The organism is Rhodococcus sp. MALMAid1271, assembly GCF_049195265.1.
Lineage (GTDB): Bacteria > Actinomycetota > Actinomycetes > Mycobacteriales > Mycobacteriaceae > Rhodococcoides.
Genome location: NZ_JBMIRQ010000067.1, coordinates 250,522 through 264,947 on the forward strand (window position 1 = coordinate 250,522; position 14,426 = coordinate 264,947).

General features: G+C 65.4%; 16 protein-coding genes. 4 read left to right on the plus strand and 12 right to left on the minus strand.

Going from position 1 to position 14,426, the window contains the following annotated elements; all coding sequences use genetic code 11:
- Nucleotides 1-192: 192 nt before the first annotated feature.
- Together ACOQFP_RS10065 and ACOQFP_RS10070 are read left to right on the plus strand one after the other, a co-directional pair.
- Nucleotides 193-531, plus strand: a complete 339-nt coding sequence (locus ACOQFP_RS10065) for an ArsR/SmtB family transcription factor (RefSeq protein ID WP_206489629.1) — start codon at nucleotides 193-195, stop codon at nucleotides 529-531.
- A complete protein-coding gene (locus ACOQFP_RS10070; protein ID WP_206489329.1) occupies nucleotides 528-968 on the plus strand; it encodes a Fur family transcriptional regulator in 441 nt (146 codons plus the stop codon). Before ACOQFP_RS10065 ends, ACOQFP_RS10070 begins: the two co-directional genes overlap by 4 nt.
- Nucleotides 969-1,281: 313 nt before the next feature.
- On the opposite strand, the gene ACOQFP_RS10075 is transcribed toward ACOQFP_RS10070, so the two are convergent.
- From ACOQFP_RS10075 to recO, 3 genes are read right to left on the minus strand one after another with little or no spacing between them, the layout of a single operon-like run.
- Nucleotides 1,282-1,701, minus strand: coding sequence for a hypothetical protein (locus ACOQFP_RS10075; protein ID WP_341244028.1), 420 nt, complete (start codon nucleotides 1,699-1,701; stop codon nucleotides 1,282-1,284).
- A complete protein-coding gene (locus ACOQFP_RS10080) occupies nucleotides 1,694-2,512 on the minus strand; it encodes an isoprenyl transferase (RefSeq protein WP_341244027.1) in 819 nt (272 codons plus the stop codon). Before ACOQFP_RS10080 ends, ACOQFP_RS10075 begins: the two co-directional genes overlap by 8 nt.
- Complete coding sequence (gene recO / locus ACOQFP_RS10085; RefSeq protein WP_206489333.1) at nucleotides 2,469-3,302, minus strand: DNA repair protein RecO; 834 nt, start codon at nucleotides 3,300-3,302, stop codon at nucleotides 2,469-2,471. The genes ACOQFP_RS10080 and recO overlap by 44 nt, the downstream gene beginning before the upstream one ends.
- Before the next feature lie 72 nt (nucleotides 3,303-3,374).
- Here recO and ACOQFP_RS10090 point away from each other — a divergent pair, with 72 nt between their 5' ends.
- Nucleotides 3,375-4,796: an amidase gene (locus ACOQFP_RS10090; RefSeq protein WP_341244026.1), complete on the plus strand. Its 1,422-nt coding sequence runs from the start codon at nucleotides 3,375-3,377 to the stop codon at nucleotides 4,794-4,796.
- Nucleotides 4,797-4,867: 71 nt separating this feature from the next.
- Here the strand turns inward: ACOQFP_RS10090 and era are convergent, their stop codons facing one another.
- The 8 genes from era to hrcA form a co-directional block, all read right to left on the minus strand.
- Nucleotides 4,868-5,782: a GTPase Era gene (gene era, locus ACOQFP_RS10095; protein ID WP_206489335.1), complete on the minus strand. Its 915-nt coding sequence runs from the start codon at nucleotides 5,780-5,782 to the stop codon at nucleotides 4,868-4,870.
- A 16-nt stretch (nucleotides 5,783-5,798) separates the two neighbouring features.
- On the minus strand, nucleotides 5,799-7,121 hold the full coding sequence (locus ACOQFP_RS10100; protein WP_206489336.1) for a hemolysin family protein: 1,323 nt from the start codon (nucleotides 7,119-7,121) through the stop codon (nucleotides 5,799-5,801).
- A gap of 40 nt (nucleotides 7,122-7,161) precedes the next feature.
- The gene (ybeY, locus tag ACOQFP_RS10105) at nucleotides 7,162-7,704 is read right to left on the minus strand and encodes an rRNA maturation RNase YbeY (RefSeq protein WP_206489337.1); all 543 of its coding nucleotides are present in this window, start codon (nucleotides 7,702-7,704) and stop codon (nucleotides 7,162-7,164) included.
- Between the two features lie 54 nt (nucleotides 7,705-7,758).
- On the minus strand, nucleotides 7,759-8,802 hold the full coding sequence (locus tag ACOQFP_RS10110; RefSeq protein WP_421584227.1) for a PhoH family protein: 1,044 nt from the start codon (nucleotides 8,800-8,802) through the stop codon (nucleotides 7,759-7,761).
- A gap of 90 nt (nucleotides 8,803-8,892) precedes the next feature.
- Nucleotides 8,893-9,648 (minus strand): alpha/beta hydrolase family protein, encoded by a 756-nt coding sequence (locus ACOQFP_RS10115; RefSeq protein ID WP_421584228.1) that lies wholly within the window; start codon nucleotides 9,646-9,648, stop codon nucleotides 8,893-8,895.
- Entirely contained in the window at nucleotides 9,645-10,418 is a 774-nt protein-coding gene (locus ACOQFP_RS10120; protein WP_421584229.1) for a 16S rRNA (uracil(1498)-N(3))-methyltransferase, read from the minus strand. The genes ACOQFP_RS10115 and ACOQFP_RS10120 overlap by 4 nt, the downstream gene beginning before the upstream one ends.
- 3 nt (nucleotides 10,419-10,421) lie before the next feature.
- Nucleotides 10,422-11,579 (minus strand): molecular chaperone DnaJ, encoded by a 1,158-nt coding sequence (gene dnaJ, locus ACOQFP_RS10125; protein ID WP_341244021.1) that lies wholly within the window; start codon nucleotides 11,577-11,579, stop codon nucleotides 10,422-10,424.
- Between the two features lie 97 nt (nucleotides 11,580-11,676).
- On the minus strand, nucleotides 11,677-12,720 hold the full coding sequence (gene hrcA, locus ACOQFP_RS10130; protein WP_206489342.1) for a heat-inducible transcriptional repressor HrcA: 1,044 nt from the start codon (nucleotides 12,718-12,720) through the stop codon (nucleotides 11,677-11,679).
- 133 nt (nucleotides 12,721-12,853) lie between these two features.
- On the opposite strand from hrcA, the gene ACOQFP_RS10135 reads away from it, so the two are divergent.
- Nucleotides 12,854-13,159, plus strand: coding sequence for a type II toxin-antitoxin system VapB family antitoxin (locus ACOQFP_RS10135; protein WP_008715485.1), 306 nt, complete (start codon nucleotides 12,854-12,856; stop codon nucleotides 13,157-13,159).
- A 10-nt stretch (nucleotides 13,160-13,169) separates the two neighbouring features.
- On the opposite strand, the gene hemW is transcribed toward ACOQFP_RS10135, so the two are convergent.
- A complete protein-coding gene (hemW, locus tag ACOQFP_RS10140; RefSeq protein WP_421584230.1) occupies nucleotides 13,170-14,381 on the minus strand; it encodes a radical SAM family heme chaperone HemW in 1,212 nt (403 codons plus the stop codon).
- Between the last annotated feature and the right edge of the window lie 45 nt (nucleotides 14,382-14,426).

The window sequence follows — 14,426 nt, forward strand, 5'->3', positions numbered from 1 at the left end:
GACATGCGCACCTATGCATATCACAATGATTACGATTTGCAATAACAACAACTGCATTACCCTGACGTCATGACGTCGACCACGCAGGGCGAGTGCGCCGAGACCGAATCGGCGACCGAAGGAGCCGCAACCGTGTCCACCGAGCAGGCCGTGGAATCAGACTCGAAGCATCGGCAGGACCCAGAGCATCCGATGCACCAGGACGACCCGTTCGCTGCGGCTCCCCCGGCTGCGATTCCGCCGAAGGAGACGCTGGCCGCGGCAGGCGACATCCTCCGCGCGCTCGCGGCCCCGGTGCGTATCGCCATCGTGCTTCAGTTGCGCGAATCCGAGCGCTGCGTTCACGAACTCGTGGTCGCTCTCGGAGTCACCCAACCGTTGATCAGCCAACACCTGCGAGTACTCAAGGCAGCCGGCGTTGTCCGTGGAGAACGCAACGGCCGCGAGGTGCTGTACCGATTGGTCGATGATCACCTCTCCCATATCGTCGTCGACGCCGTGGCCCACGCCGAGGAAGGCCGAAACCTGTGACCGACAAGTCCACCGACACCGCAACCCCCAGACGACCTGTTGTCGTCGGAGTACGAGCGACCAAGCAGCGCAGTGCGATCTCGGATCTGCTCGACACCATCGAGGAATTCAAGTCCGCACAGGATCTACACGACGAGTTGCGTAAACGCGGCGAGGGCATCGGGCTGACCACCGTCTATCGAACCCTTCAGACCCTCGCCGACGCCGGGACTGTCGACGTACTCCGCACCGACAACGGCGAGTCGGTCTATCGGCGTTGCTCCTCCGGCCATCACCACCACCTGGTGTGCCGGTCGTGCGGCTTCACCATCGAGGTCGAAGGGCCCACCGTCGAGAAGTGGTCGCAGAGCGTCGCCGAGTCCAACGGCTTCACCGACGTGAGCCACACGATCGAAATTTTCGGCACCTGCAGTCAATGCAGCGCTGCCGGTCGCTGAGCCGGTCTCACGCCACAGCGCCCGCCATAAGAGGCACCACCGCTCGAGGGCGAACGGTATCGACAGCACGGAGTTGTACGTGATCGCCCCGCGCTGATCGGTGGACAACGCAATGATGGCGTCGTTGCGGGCGGCTGTCGGAGTTCCGACGATCGGGTGCTCCGCCACCACATCGATACCGTCACCGGCTCCGAGGTAGAGCACCAGGTCCGCATCGAGCATCGAGATGTTCTCCGCCGAAACCGGGACGTAGAAGTTGGTGCCGTCGTCCGGAAGCACCACCGCTGCAGTCTTGCCCGCCTTGGCGGACCGATCAGGGGAGCAAACCCTCGCGTGCTTTCTCCACCCCGGCGAGCACCAGAATCAGCATCGTCAGCATGGCTTCGTCGTCCAAGCCGGTGGCCGGAAAGGTGTAGCGCAGCAACACATCTGCGAGCTTGTCGTGGGTATTGACCGAGATGGAGCCGAACTGCGAATCGGCATTGCGATCGGCCACCTTCTTGTGCAGAGCAGCCTTGAGCGGCCGATCCCACGCCAGTACCGCGGTGAGCGAGAGGACCTCGAGCTCGGGCGAGAGTCGAACCGCACGCAACGAGCAGAGTGCACCGGCATAGTCGAAACCGAGCGAACCCTCCTCACCGACCGTGACGGTCGCGAACTGGGACAACGCCAGCTGCGCGCGTGTCTGTAACGAAAGCCCTTCGGCCGCTGCCTCGTTCACATCGTCACTCATATTTCACTCCCCCGAACCGTCGATCACGCGAAGCGAATTCGATACACGCCTCCCACAGATCCCGGCGGTCGAAATCCGGGAACAGCTTCTTCTGAAACACGAACTCCGCGTATGCGGATTGCCACAGCAAGAAGTTCGACGTCCGCTGCTCCCCCGACGGACGCAGGAACAGATCCACATCCGGCATATCCGCCTCGTCGAGGTACTTGGCGACAGTGGCCTCGGTGATCTTCTCGGGGTTCAGCTTCCCTGCGGCAACCTGCCGAGCGATTTCCCTTGTGGCATCGGCGATCTCGGCACGCCCACCATAGTTGACACACATCGTCAACGTCATCACGGTGTTGTGCTTGGTCAGCTCCTCGGCAACCTCGAGCTCCTTGATCACGCTGCCCCACAATCGCGGCCGTCGACCGGCCCAGCGGACCCGCACGCCCATCTCGTTCATCTCGTCGCGTCGACGCCGAATGACATCGCGGTTGAAGCCCATCAGAAACTTGACCTCGTCGGGGCTGCGCTTCCAGTTCTCCGTCGAGAAGGCGTAAGCCGACAACCACTGCACGCCGATCTCGATGCACCCGCAGACGGTGTCCATGAGCACCGCTTCACCCTGCTCGTGCCCCGCGGTACGCGGCAGACCCCGGTCTTGCGCCCACCGACCGTTGCCATCCATCACCAGCGCGACGTGGCGAGGTATCAATTCCGGCTGCACAATCGGCGGTCGCGCGCCCGACGGATGCGGATCGGGAGGGCGCACCGTCGGCTGTGCGTCAGGCCGAGGTTGCGGCTCTCGTCGTCGAATCACGGTCCCCATCCTGCCCGACGGTGTCGGCGAAGACGGAGCCAGGTTGCGCCAGCGGCACCTGATGCGGGTGCGAGCGTTCGATGAGCGGAAGTGTGCGTAGCTGTCGTTCCAGATGCCATTGAAGGTGCGCCGCCACCAGTCCGCTGGCCTGCTTGCGAACGGCATCGGAGGTGGTGACGGTGTAGTCCCACTCCCCTCTCTCCAGCGCCACCATCAGATCCAGAACACCGGTCGACGGCGTCGCCGATCCCGGAGGTCGGCAGTGCACACACACCGCACCACCAGCCGCCACATGAAATGCCCGGTGCGGCCCAGCCGCTGCGCACCGCGCGCAATCGGTCAAGGCGGGAGCCCAGCCGGAAAAACCCATGGCGCGCAGCAGGTACGCATCGAGCACCAACTCGGGAGGCCGAATGTGCTGTGCGAGAGCACGCAGAGCACCGACGGTCAGCTGATGCAGTCGCTGCGCGGGTGCGTGCTCTTCACCTGCCAGCCGTTCGGCGGTCTCGAGAACCGCGCACCCCGTGGTGTAGCGGCCGTAATCTGCGACGATGTCTCCACCGAACGCCTCGACCGTGTGTACCTGGGTGACGATGTCGAGGTTGCGCCCCGGATAGAGCAGAACGTCGATGTGCGCAAACGGCTCCAGCCGCGCGCCGAACTTGGATTTGGTACGGCGAACCCCCTTCGCGACGGCCCGCACGATCCCGTTCTCCCTGGTCAACAGCGTGACAATACGGTCGGCCTCGCCCAGCTTGTGCTGGCGCAGGACGACTGCGTTGTCACGGTATGGCCTCACGGTCTCCAGTGTCCCACGAGCACCCTGTCGGTGGCCGTTTCCCGCGCTGGACACGGTCGATACTGTGCAGACGTGGATTTTCATCGGTCGACTCTCGTTGCCCAGGCCGCCGAGCTCGCGTCGGGTCGCATCACCTCGGTAGAGGCGGTCACCGCGTCACTCGATCGGATCGAGAGGAGCCAACCCACGCTCAACGCCTTCCGCATCGTGCGCCGCAGTGCCGCCCTCGCCGAGGCCGCCGAGGCGGATCGCCTGCTCGCCGCCGGAACGCGCGCTCCGCTGCTCGGTGTTCCGATCGCCGTCAAGGACGATGTCGATATTGCCGGCGAACCGACCGCGTTCGGCTGCGCCGGCGACTTTCCGGCCGCAACCGCGGACTCGGAGGTGGTGCGCAAACTACGCGCCGCCGGCGCGGTTATCGTGGGAAAGACCAACAGCCCGGAGCTCGGCCAATGGCCGTTCACCAGCGGCACCTTCGGCCACACCCGCAACCCGTGGAACCGCGAACGCACCCCCGGCGGCTCATCCGGCGGTAGCTCCGCCGCGGTCTCGGCCGAATTGGTTTCTGCTGCACTGGGTTCCGATGGTGCCGGCTCGGTTCGCATCCCGGCGTCGTGGACCAATCTCGTGGGCATCAAACCGCAGCGCGGACGCATATCGACCTGGCCGGATCCCGAGGCCTTCAACGGCATCACCGTCATCGGCCCGCTCGCCCGCACGGTCGCCGATGCGGCTCTTCTCCTCGATGTGGTCTCGGGTAGCCACGACGGTGACAAGCATCGTCCGGCCCCCGTGACCGTCTCCGATGCCATCGGTCGCGACTGCGGTCCGCTCCGAATCGCGCTGAGCCTGCGAAAGCCGTTCATCCCGACACCTGCCGCGCTCGATCCCGAGATCGCCGCTGCCGCATACGAGATGGCCGCGGTGCTGCGATTGCTCGGCCATACGGTGGTGGTCGACGATCCGGCGTACGGAATGCTGTTGGGCCTGAACTTCTTACCTCGCTCATTGGCCGGTGTCGCCGCATGGCTCGATCGGCTACCCGACCCGTCTCTTGCCGATCCGCGCACGCGGGCCAATGCCACAAGCGGCCGAGTCCTCGCCGGAGCACCGTTGCGCGCCGCCCGCGCCGCCGAACCGCGAATCGGACGCCGTATCGGCCGGTTCTTCGACGACTACGACATCGTGCTCGCACCGACGACGGCCACCCCGCCGCCGCGGGTCGATGCCATCGACGGCATCTCCAACGCCGACACCGATCGCGTCATCACCGAGCACTGCCCGTACACCTGGCCGTGGAACGTGTTGGGCTGGCCGAGCGTCAACGTCCCGGCAGGCCTGACCAGAGACGGGCTGCCCATCGGCCTGCAATTGATGGGGCACGAGTCCTCGGAGCCACTGCTGGTGTCGGTTGCGGCTCAACTCGAGAACGTGCTGCAGTGGCACCGCAGACGCCCCGAACCCTGGTGGACCGAGGCCTGCGAAACTTCGTAGCCCACCACGATCTGGGGAATTCCCACACACCGCGAAACCGAGTGCATCACCGGCTGCGGTGACGCGTGCGTTCAGAAGCCGAGCTTGCCCATCTGCTTGGGGTCGGTCTGCCAGTCCTTCGCAATTTTCACGTGCAGGTCCAGGTAGATCCTGGTACCGAGCAGCTTCTCGATCTGCAGGCGTGACGCGGTGCCGACGTCTTTCAGCCGCGATCCACCCTTGCCGATGATGATCGCCTTCTGACTCGATCGCTCGACATAGAGAATCGCGTGCACGTCGAGCATGTTGTCGTGGCCCTCGCGGGGAACGACTTCCTCGATGACGACGGCCAGCGAGTGGGGCAGCTCGTCGCGGACGCCTTCGAGTGCTGCCTCGCGGATGAGCTCGGCCATGAGAATTTCCTCGGGCTCGTCCGTCAGCTCGCCGTCGGGGTAGAACGCCGGTCCCGGCGGTAGTTCGGAGGCCAGCAGATCGACCAGCTTCTCCACCTGCTCACCGGATTCGGCCGACACCGGGATGACGTGACTGGAGTCCCCGAGGAGCTTGGACAGCGCCATCAACTGCTGCACGACCCGTTCCTTCTTGACCTTGTCGATCTTGGTCACGATGCCGATCAGTGTCGTTTTCGGCGCGATGTGCCGGACCTGTTCGAGAATCCACCGGTCTCCCGGCCCGATCTTCTCGTCGGCCGGGATGCAGAGGCCGATGACATCGACCTCGGAGTAGGTCTCTTGCACCAGGTCGTTGAGACGCTGCCCCAGAAGCGTTCTGGGACGGTGCAATCCGGGGGTGTCGACGAGGATCAACTGTGCGTGCTCACGATGAACGATGCCGCGGATGGTGTGCCGCGTTGTCTGCGGACGCGAGGACGTGATCGCGATCTTGGTGCCGACCAACGCGTTGGTCAAGGTGGACTTGCCGGTGTTGGGTCGGCCCACGAAACAGACGAATCCGGATCGGAACTCTTCGTTGTGCTGCTCGGACATCGAGCACCTCCAGATTTCAGTGTTGGTCGGTGACGTCCGACGGATCGTCGTCCTCGGTGGATTCTTCGTCGGCTTCGAGCTTTTCGACGAGCACGGTGGTGATGCGGACGCGGCCCCTCGGGTCCGCTCCCCCTTCACCGCGCAGGAGCAGGCCGTGGGTGATCACCTGCGAACCCGGCAACGGTACGCGACCGAGTTCGTGGCCGAGCAGCCCACCGACGGTGTCGACTTCCTCGGATTCGATGTCCATACCGAAAATTTCGCCGAGGTCTTCGAGTGGAACCCGCGAGGACACTCGATAGCGTCCGTCGTCGAGCTCCTCGATGGGCGCTACCTCGTCGGAGTCGTATTCATCGGCGATCTCGCCGACGATTTCCTCGATGACGTCCTCGATGGTCACCAGACCTGCGATGCCGCCGTATTCGTCGACGAGCAGCGCCATATGGTTGCGATCTCGCTGCATCTCGGCCAGCAGACTGTCGAGCGGCTTGGAGTCCGGCACGAACACAGCCGGACGCATCAGCTCGGACACCTGTACTCCGCGCCCACCGTCGGTGGAGTAGTACGTCCGCTGAACGAGATCTTTCAGATACACGACGCCGACGACGTCGTCGACGTTCTCGCCTATCACCGGAATCCGCGAATGGCCGCTACGCACGGCCAGGGAAGTGGCTTGGCCTGCAGACTTGTCGGACTCGATCCACACCATCTCCGGCCGAGGCACCATGACCTCACGGGCAGAGGTGTCACCGAGCTCGAACACCGATTGGATCATCCGCCGTTCGTCGTCGGCCACCACGCCGCGCTCGCGGGCCATGTCCACCAATTCCCGAAGTTCGATCTCGGAAGCGAAGGGGCCGTTGCGAAATCCCTTGCCCGGGGTGATCGCGTTACCGATGAGGATGAGGAGTCGAGAGATCGGGCCGAGGAGCCAACCGAGCGCCCGTAGCGGAAACGCAGCCGCCAGCGCGATCGAGTACGCGTTCTGCCGGCCGAGGGTTCGCGGGCCGACACCGATCACGACATAGCTGACCAGCACCATGGCCACCACGGTGATCACCAGCGCTGTCGTCGAATCGATCAATTGAGTCAGTCCGCCCGCCAGCAGAACGGCGCCGCCGATCTCGCACAGGATGCGCAGCAGGACCATCAAGTTGACGTATCTCGGGCGGTCGCCGACCACGACGACGAGGCCGGCTGCACCCGGTCGCTCGTCCTTGACCATGTCGTCGATGCGCGCCCGCGAGACCGTGTTCAGCGCGGAGTCGACAGCGGCGAACATGCCTCCGAGGGGCACCAGTAGAACAGCGAAGACTATGAGTGCGACAGCACTACTCACGCGCTAGAACCCCGCACTCCCGCTGGTGCGAACCCACACATCATCGCTCCCCACCGTCGACGAAACCGGCCTTGCCCAGCAGCCGAGCATCTCGAACGGCCTGTTCGGCAGCCCGCTCCGCCCGCCGGGCCTCCTCGTACCACTCGGCGAGAAGGCGGTTCTGCAACTCGAACATCTCTTTCTCTTCGTCCGGTTCTGCGTGGTCGTAGCCCAGCAGATGCAGTACCCCGTGCACGGTCAGCAACGCCAGCTCGTGCTCGAGCGAATGGCCCGCGGCAGCGGCTTGGTCCGCGGCGAACGACGGACACAGCACGATGTCGCCGAGCATCGCCGGCCCCGGCTCGGGGGCATCGGGGCGGCCACCGGGCTCGAGCTCGTCCATCGGAAACGACATCACGTCGGTGGGGCCGGGCAGATCCATCCACCGCATGTGCAGGTCCGCCATCGTCGCCGAATCCACCAGCACCATCGACAGTTCCGCTGCGGGATGCACGTCCATGCCGGCGATCGCGAATCGTGCGACCGAGACCAGCTCGGGTTCGGAGATGTCCATCCCCGACTCGTTGGACACTTCGATACTCATCTAGCCACTACCCACGTTCTCGTTGCCTGCATTGCCGTTTCCGTACCGCTGAATTCATCGTCTCGCCGCACGCGAGCCACCGGCACGGCGTTGGGCTCGGTTCGCAATCACACCGTCCGATGCCGACTCGAAGCGCTCGTATGCGTCGACGATCTCGGAGACCAGTCGGTGCCGCACCACATCGCTGCTGGTGAGATGAGCGAAGTGGATGTCGTCGACGTCTGTGAGAATCTCGGACGCCGCGCGCAGACCCGATTTCGCGCCGCCGGGAAGGTCGACCTGAGTGACATCGCCGGTGACGACGATCTTCGAGCCGAATCCCAGACGCGTCAGGAACATCTTCATCTGTTCGGCGGTGGTGTTCTGCGCCTCGTCGAGAATGATGAAGGCGTCGTTGAGCGTACGACCGCGCATGTACGCGAGTGGAGCGACCTCGATGACGCCCGCCTGCATCAACTTGGGGATCGCTTCGTCGTCCATCATGTCGTGCAATGCATCGTGCAGCGGGCGCAGGTACGGGTCGATCTTCTCGTGCAACGTTCCGGGAAGAAAACCGAGCCGCTCCCCTGCCTCCACTGCCGGACGCGTCAGGATGATGCGGGTGACCTGCTTGGTCTGCAATGCCTGTACGGCCTTGGCCATCGCGAGGTACGTCTTGCCGGTACCTGCAGGCCCGACGCCGAACACGATCGTGTTCGCATCGATCGCGTCCACGTACCGCTTCTGGTTCAGAGTCTTGGGCCGGATCGTCTTGCCGCGACGCGACAGGATGTCCAAGCTCAGGACCTCGGCGGGTGAATCCGATACGCCCTCGGTGAGCATGGCGACCGAGCGCCGCACCGCGTCGGGTGTCACCGGTTGAGCGCGTTTGGCCAGCGCTGCCAGCTCGGAGATCACCCGTTCGGCCAGAGCCACGTCTGCCACTTTCCCGGTGAGCGTCACGGCGTTTCCTCGTACGTGGACATCTGCCGTCAGCATCTGTTCGAGCGCCCGCAGGTTCTCGTCCGACTGTCCCAGCAGTGGCATCACTGCTTCGGGGGCGAGCTCCAAGGTGGACCGAACATCGCGCTCGGCGGGGAATTCGCTGTGTTCACTCACGTGGTGGCTATGGCCTGCTCTCTTGTTTCGACGATGACGACATCAAGTGGTGTTCGGTGAAGTTTAACGCCGACGGATCGATGCGCATTCCTATTGTTCGTCGCCTCGGCCCAGCACGGCGTCGAGCGAGAGCGCCCAGCATCGCGAATCGGGATCGAGAAACGCGAAGTGGTCCTCGCCTGGCACGATCGTCAGCCGCGCATCGTCTCCGGCCGCCCGCGCGGCCTGCACGTACCGCTCGCTCTGCGCTACCGGCACCTGAACGTCCTGCGATCCGTGCAGACAGATCGTCGGAATGCCGATGGGTGCACGGGCCGCAGGCGAGGCCGATCGGTACAGCACGGGGTCGTCCTCGTACCGAGCCTCCAGCAACGCCTCGACCGCGGGGTTGGTCCGTCCGAATGCGCTCGGCTCGAGATCGAGAACCCCGGCTTGGGCGACGATGCGCGACGGGCGCACCGCCGTGTCGGTCTCGCCGCCGAGCCACACTGCGAGGTGTCCGCCTGCGGAATGCCCGACAACGCGGACATCGTCGACACCGACCGGCGCGTGCCGCTGCACGTCACCTGCGACAACGTCGAGTGCCGAGCGCACGTCCTGCTGCATCTGCGGCCAATGCCCACCCGCACCGACGCGTCGATACTCGATGTTCCACGCCACAGCGCCTGCGCGGGCGAGGGCTCGGGCGAATTGTGTCCCCAGGTTCGATCCGTACTGTCCACTCCAGAAGCCACCGTGCACCACCAGGACCACCGGCGTCGACGTGTCGACGGGTTCGGCCGGCAGGTACAGATGGCCGAACTGCTCCGGGTGTTCGCCGTAGGCGATCTTGATTCGTGCGCTCATGCGGTCTGGAAGTCGGGCGGCAATTGGGTCCATCGTGAGGTCAGTACGCCCAGCGCACCGAGAGCGACGGCCCCTGCTGTCGACGTCCGCAGCACCGTCGGGCCGAGCACCACCGGGGTGGCCCCTGCCTCGGTGAGGGCGGCGACTTCGCGGTCGTCCAGGCCACCCTCGGGTCCGACGACGATCGCGACCTCGGGCACCTCACCGAACGGCAGGTCACGAAACGCCGAGGTGGCCTCCTCGTGCAGCACGGCAACGATCCCCCCGCGCTCGACGATGTCGCCCACCAGGGCATAGACCGACCGGGAATCGTGTAGCTCGGCAACCTCCGGAATGTACGCCCGGCGTGACTGCTTGGCTGTCTCGGCGGCCGTACTGCGCCACTTCGCGACGCCCTTGACGGCCTTGGGGCCCTCCCATCGCGCCACGCATCGTGAGGACTGCCAGGGCACCACCGCGTCGACGCCTGCCTCGGTGGCCAGCTCGACCGCAAGCTCGGACCGATCTGCCTTCGGCAGCGCCTGGACGAGCGTCACGGCAGGAGTCGGCGGCGGCATCTCGCTGCGTGATTGGACGGTCAGCTCCAGTCGGTTCTTCTCCGCAGCCGAGACGACCGTGTCGGCCAACCCGCCTGCCCCGTCACCGAGCAGTACTCGCTCGCCGACGCGGATGCGTCGAACCGTCGCGGCGTGATGTCCTTCTTTGCCGTCGAGGACTGCGAGTTCGCCGACCTGCGGCAACGGGGAGAGGTAGAAGACCGTGGGGGCCATGGATCAGCGACCGCTGAAGGCTTCCCGCAACCGCGAGAACAGTCCGCCGCTGTGCGCCGAACCGGTGGTGACGACCTCGGCCGCATCACGATCCCGGATGGACTTGAGCTGTTCGAGCAGTTGTGTCTGCTTGCTGTCCAGCTTGGTCGGCACGATGACCTCGAGGTGCGCGTGCAGATCGCCGCGGATACCGGAGCGGAGCTTCGGCATTCCGTGACCGCGTAGCACTGTCGTCGAGTTCGGTTGCGTACCTTGCTCGATCGAGATCTCAGTGGGTCCGTCGATGATCGCGTCGACAGTCACGGCCGTGCCGAGTGCGGCGTCGACCATCGGGACACGCACGGTGCAGTGCAGATCGTCACCGTCACGGACGAACACCTCGTGCTGCTGTTCGACGATTTCGACGTAGAGATCTCCTGCGGGGCCGCCGCCGGGGCCTACTTCGCCCTGCGAGGCGAGTCGAATCCGCATGCCGTTGCTCACGCCGACCGGAACCTTGACGGAGATGTCTCGACGCGAGCGCACGCGTCCGTCGCCGCCGCACTTGCGGCACGGGTCCGGGATGGTCTCGCCGGCACCTCGGCACGTCGGGCACGGACGGCTGGTCATGACCTGGCCGAGGAACGAACGCTGCACCGACTGCACTTCGCCGGCACCGCCGCAGGTCTCACAGCGAACTGGCTTGGAGTCGCCGTTGGTGCCCGAGCCGGTGCACAGATCGCACAGGACGGCCGTGTCGACGGTGATGTGCTTGGTCACCCCGGTCGCGCACTCGTCGAGCGTGAGCTTGGTTCTGAGCAGCGAGTCCGCTCCCGGCTGCACCCGCCCCTTGGGGCCGCGCTGCGCGCCGCCTGCGCCGCCGCCGAAGAAGGCCTCGAACACATCTCCCAGGCCTCCGCCGAAGCCGGCACCACCGAATCCACCGCCGCCGCCTCCGCCGCCCTGCTGCAACGGGTCGCCGCCGAGGTCGACGATGCGGCGCTTCTCCGGGTCGGAGAGCACCTCGTATGCGGTGGAGATCTCCTTGAATCGGGCCTGCGCGGCCTCGTCCGGGTTGACGTCCGGGTGCAGCTCTCGCGCCAGCTTGCGGTAGGCGCGCTTGATCTCCTGGTCCGTCGCCTGCTGGCCGACGCCCAAAGTCCCGTAATAATCCCGTGCCACGTCGTCTCTTTCGTCCTAGAAGATGAATCTCGTTCGTTGATGCTGTGTGCCGGCGGCCTTGCCCCCGCTACCGGCGTTCGATCGGTTCGTGCTGCTCTCAGCGCTCGGCCAGGACCTCACCGATGTATCTGGCAACCGCGGCGACCGACGCGATTGTTCCTGGGTAGTCCATTCGGGTCGGCCCGAGGACACCCATGCCACCGAGGACCATGCCAGCCGAGCCGTACCCGGTGGAAATCACCGAGGTTCCGCGCATCTCCTCGACCTGCGTTTCCTCGCCGATCCGCACGGTGACGGTGCGGGTGTCCTGTGTCACAGCGAGCAATTTGAGGACCACCACTTGTTCTTCCAGCGCCTCGAGTACCGCCCGGAGCGATCCGGGAAACCCCGCGTCGCCTGCGAAGTCCGCAGCGTTGCGGGTCAGGTTTGCCGTTCCGCCGAGAACCAAGCGTTCTTCGGGGTACTCGACCAGCGTCTCCACCAGCACCGTGGCCGAACGAATCATCGCGTCGCGCAGGCCGGGCGGTGAGTTCTCGGCGAGTTCGGCCACGGCGGCGGATGCGGCAGCAAGACGCTTGCCCTCCAAGGCACCGCCGAGAAGCCTGCGCAGCTGCGCCAGATTCTCGTCGTCGATGACGTCACCGAGTTCGACGATGCGTTGATCGACTCGGCCCGAGTCGGTGATGAGCACCAACAGCAGCCGGGCCGGAGTGAGCGCGACCACCTCGAGGTGTCGAACCGAGGATGCCGACAGAGTCGGGTACTGCACCACGGCGACCTGACGGGTCAACTGAGCGAGCAATCGCACGCCGCGTCGCAGAACATCGTCCAGGTCGACGCCGTTCTCGAGGAACTCGAGGATGGCGCGGCGTTCGGCCGCCGACAGCGGTTTGACATCGGCAATCCGGTCGACGAATTGCCGGTAACCCTTGTCGGTGGGGACCCGGCCCGAACTGGTGTGTGGCTGCGCGATGTACCCCTCGGCCTCGAGCACCGCCATGTCGTTGCGCACCGTTGCACTCGACACCCCCAAGTTGTGCCGCTCGACCAAAGCACGTGATCCGACGGGTTCCTGAGTGGACACGTAGTCCGCCACGATCGCTCGTAGAACCTCGAACCGCCTGTCGTCGGTGCTCGACATCGGTGCCCACCTCCGTTCTCGTTTCCAATCGCCGCTCGAGTCTAGTAGCCGACCGACGCATGATGGTGCAAGGCCTTACTGTGGTCCGAGTGGAAACTGTCTGTCGATTCGGTCCAGTGGCTCGGGGCTCGCGATGATCTTCAAAGGCGTCCGCGACGGAAAGCCGTACCCCGAGCACGGACTCTCCATCAGGGACTGGTCGAGAATTCCGCCACGCCAACTGCGTTTGGACGAGATCGTCACCACCACGAAGGTGCTCGAACTGGACCGGTTGTTGTCCGAGGACTCCACCTTCTACGGTGACCTCTTCCCGCACGCTGTGCAGTTCCGCGGCGTCATCTATCTGGAGGACGGCTTGCACCGAGCGGTGCGGGCGGCTCTACGGAATCGAACGGTGTTGCACGCCAGGGTGTTCGACTACGACGCACTCGGTGCCTGAGGCCGAGTTCTCACGCCGCGGCGATGCTGCGCACCACTGCGTCCGCGAGCAGCCGGCCCCGATCGGTCAGTACCAGCCGGTCGCCGCACCGCAGCATCAGCCCGTCCGCGACGGTCTGCTCGGCAGCGGCGCGCTCGGCCGGGCCGAGCAGAGCCATCGGCACCCCCGAGCGCAGTCGCACGGTCAACATCAGCTCCTCCAGGTGCCGATCCTCGACACTGAGTAGTTCGCTCCCCATGACCGGCAGCTGCCCACCTGCGAGGCGATCGGCGTACGCAGCAGGATGCTTGACGTTCCAGAATCGGGTACCGCCGATATGGCTGTGCGCTCCAGGGCCGGCACCCCACCAGTCGCCGCCATCCCAGTAACCGATGTTGTGCCGGCACTGTGCATCGGCGTCGGCGGCCCAATTCGATACCTCGTACCAGGACAGGCCAGCAGCACCGAGGGCTGTGTCGATGCGCTCGTAGCGGCTCGCCAGTACATCGTCGTCCGGAGCGGGCAACTCGCCACGCCGCACCTTGCGCGCCATGGCAGTACCGTCCTCGATGATCAACGCGTAGGCCGACACGTGGTCGACACCGGCATCGAGCACCGCGGCGAGCGACTGGTCGAGGTCACTGTCTCGCTCGCCGGGGGTGCCGTAGATGAGGTCGAGGTTGACGTGCTCGAAACCGGCAGCGCGCGCCTCCTTGGCGGCCGCGACCGCCCGGCCGGGTGTGTGGGTTCGATCGAGTACGGCGAGTACGTGCGGCGCGGCGGATTGCATTCCGAGCGAGACTCGGGTGAAGCCTGCCCCCCGAAGTCGGTCGAAGAATTCCGCGGATGTCGATTCGGGGTTGGATTCGGTGGTCACCTCGCCGCCGTCGGTGAGTCCGAAACTGGACCGGACGGCACCGAGAACCTCGGCCAGACCGTCGCCCCCCAGCAGTGACGGCGTGCCACCACCGACGAAAACCGTGTCAGCTGTCGGAACTCGCCCGGTCCCAACCTCGATCAGGGCCGCGGCGGTGTCGAGCTCACGTCGCAGACCCTCCAGCCAGGACTGCGGCGACGCCGAGGTCCCCAACTCGCCCGCCGTGTAGGTGTTGAAATCGCAGTACCCGCATCTCGTCGCGCAGAACGGGACGTGCACGTAGATGCCGAACGCTCGGTCCCCCACGCCGGCGAATGCCTCGTGCGGCAACTCGAAGTCGGACGGGATGGAGACGACGTTGTTCACGCTCACCAGTGTCCCAGAGTCGGCGATCGACTCTGCCCACCCGCC

Bases quoted from the DNA above. Each gene is read 5' to 3' on its own strand.
- ACOQFP_RS10080 (WP_341244027.1), bottom strand. From the start codon at position 2,512: ATGGGGACCGTGATTCGACGACGAGAGCCGCAACCTCGGCCTGACGCA.
- ACOQFP_RS10115 (WP_421584228.1), bottom strand. From the start codon at position 9,648: ATGAGCGCACGAATCAAGATCGCCTACGGCGAACACCCGGAGCAGTTC.
- ACOQFP_RS10075 (WP_341244028.1), bottom strand. From the start codon at position 1,701: ATGAGTGACGATGTGAACGAGGCAGCGGCCGAAGGGCTTTCGTTACAG.
- ACOQFP_RS10120 (WP_421584229.1), bottom strand. From the start codon at position 10,418: ATGGCCCCCACGGTCTTCTACCTCTCCCCGTTGCCGCAGGTCGGCGAA.
- ACOQFP_RS10135 (WP_008715485.1), top strand. From the start codon at position 12,854: ATGATCTTCAAAGGCGTCCGCGACGGAAAGCCGTACCCCGAGCACGGA.
- ybeY (WP_206489337.1), bottom strand. From the start codon at position 7,704: ATGAGTATCGAAGTGTCCAACGAGTCGGGGATGGACATCTCCGAACCC.
- ACOQFP_RS10065 (WP_206489629.1), top strand. From the start codon at position 193: ATGCACCAGGACGACCCGTTCGCTGCGGCTCCCCCGGCTGCGATTCCG.
- era (WP_206489335.1), bottom strand. From the start codon at position 5,782: ATGTCCGAGCAGCACAACGAAGAGTTCCGATCCGGATTCGTCTGTTTC.
- hrcA (WP_206489342.1), bottom strand. From the start codon at position 12,720: ATGTCGAGCACCGACGACAGGCGGTTCGAGGTTCTACGAGCGATCGTG.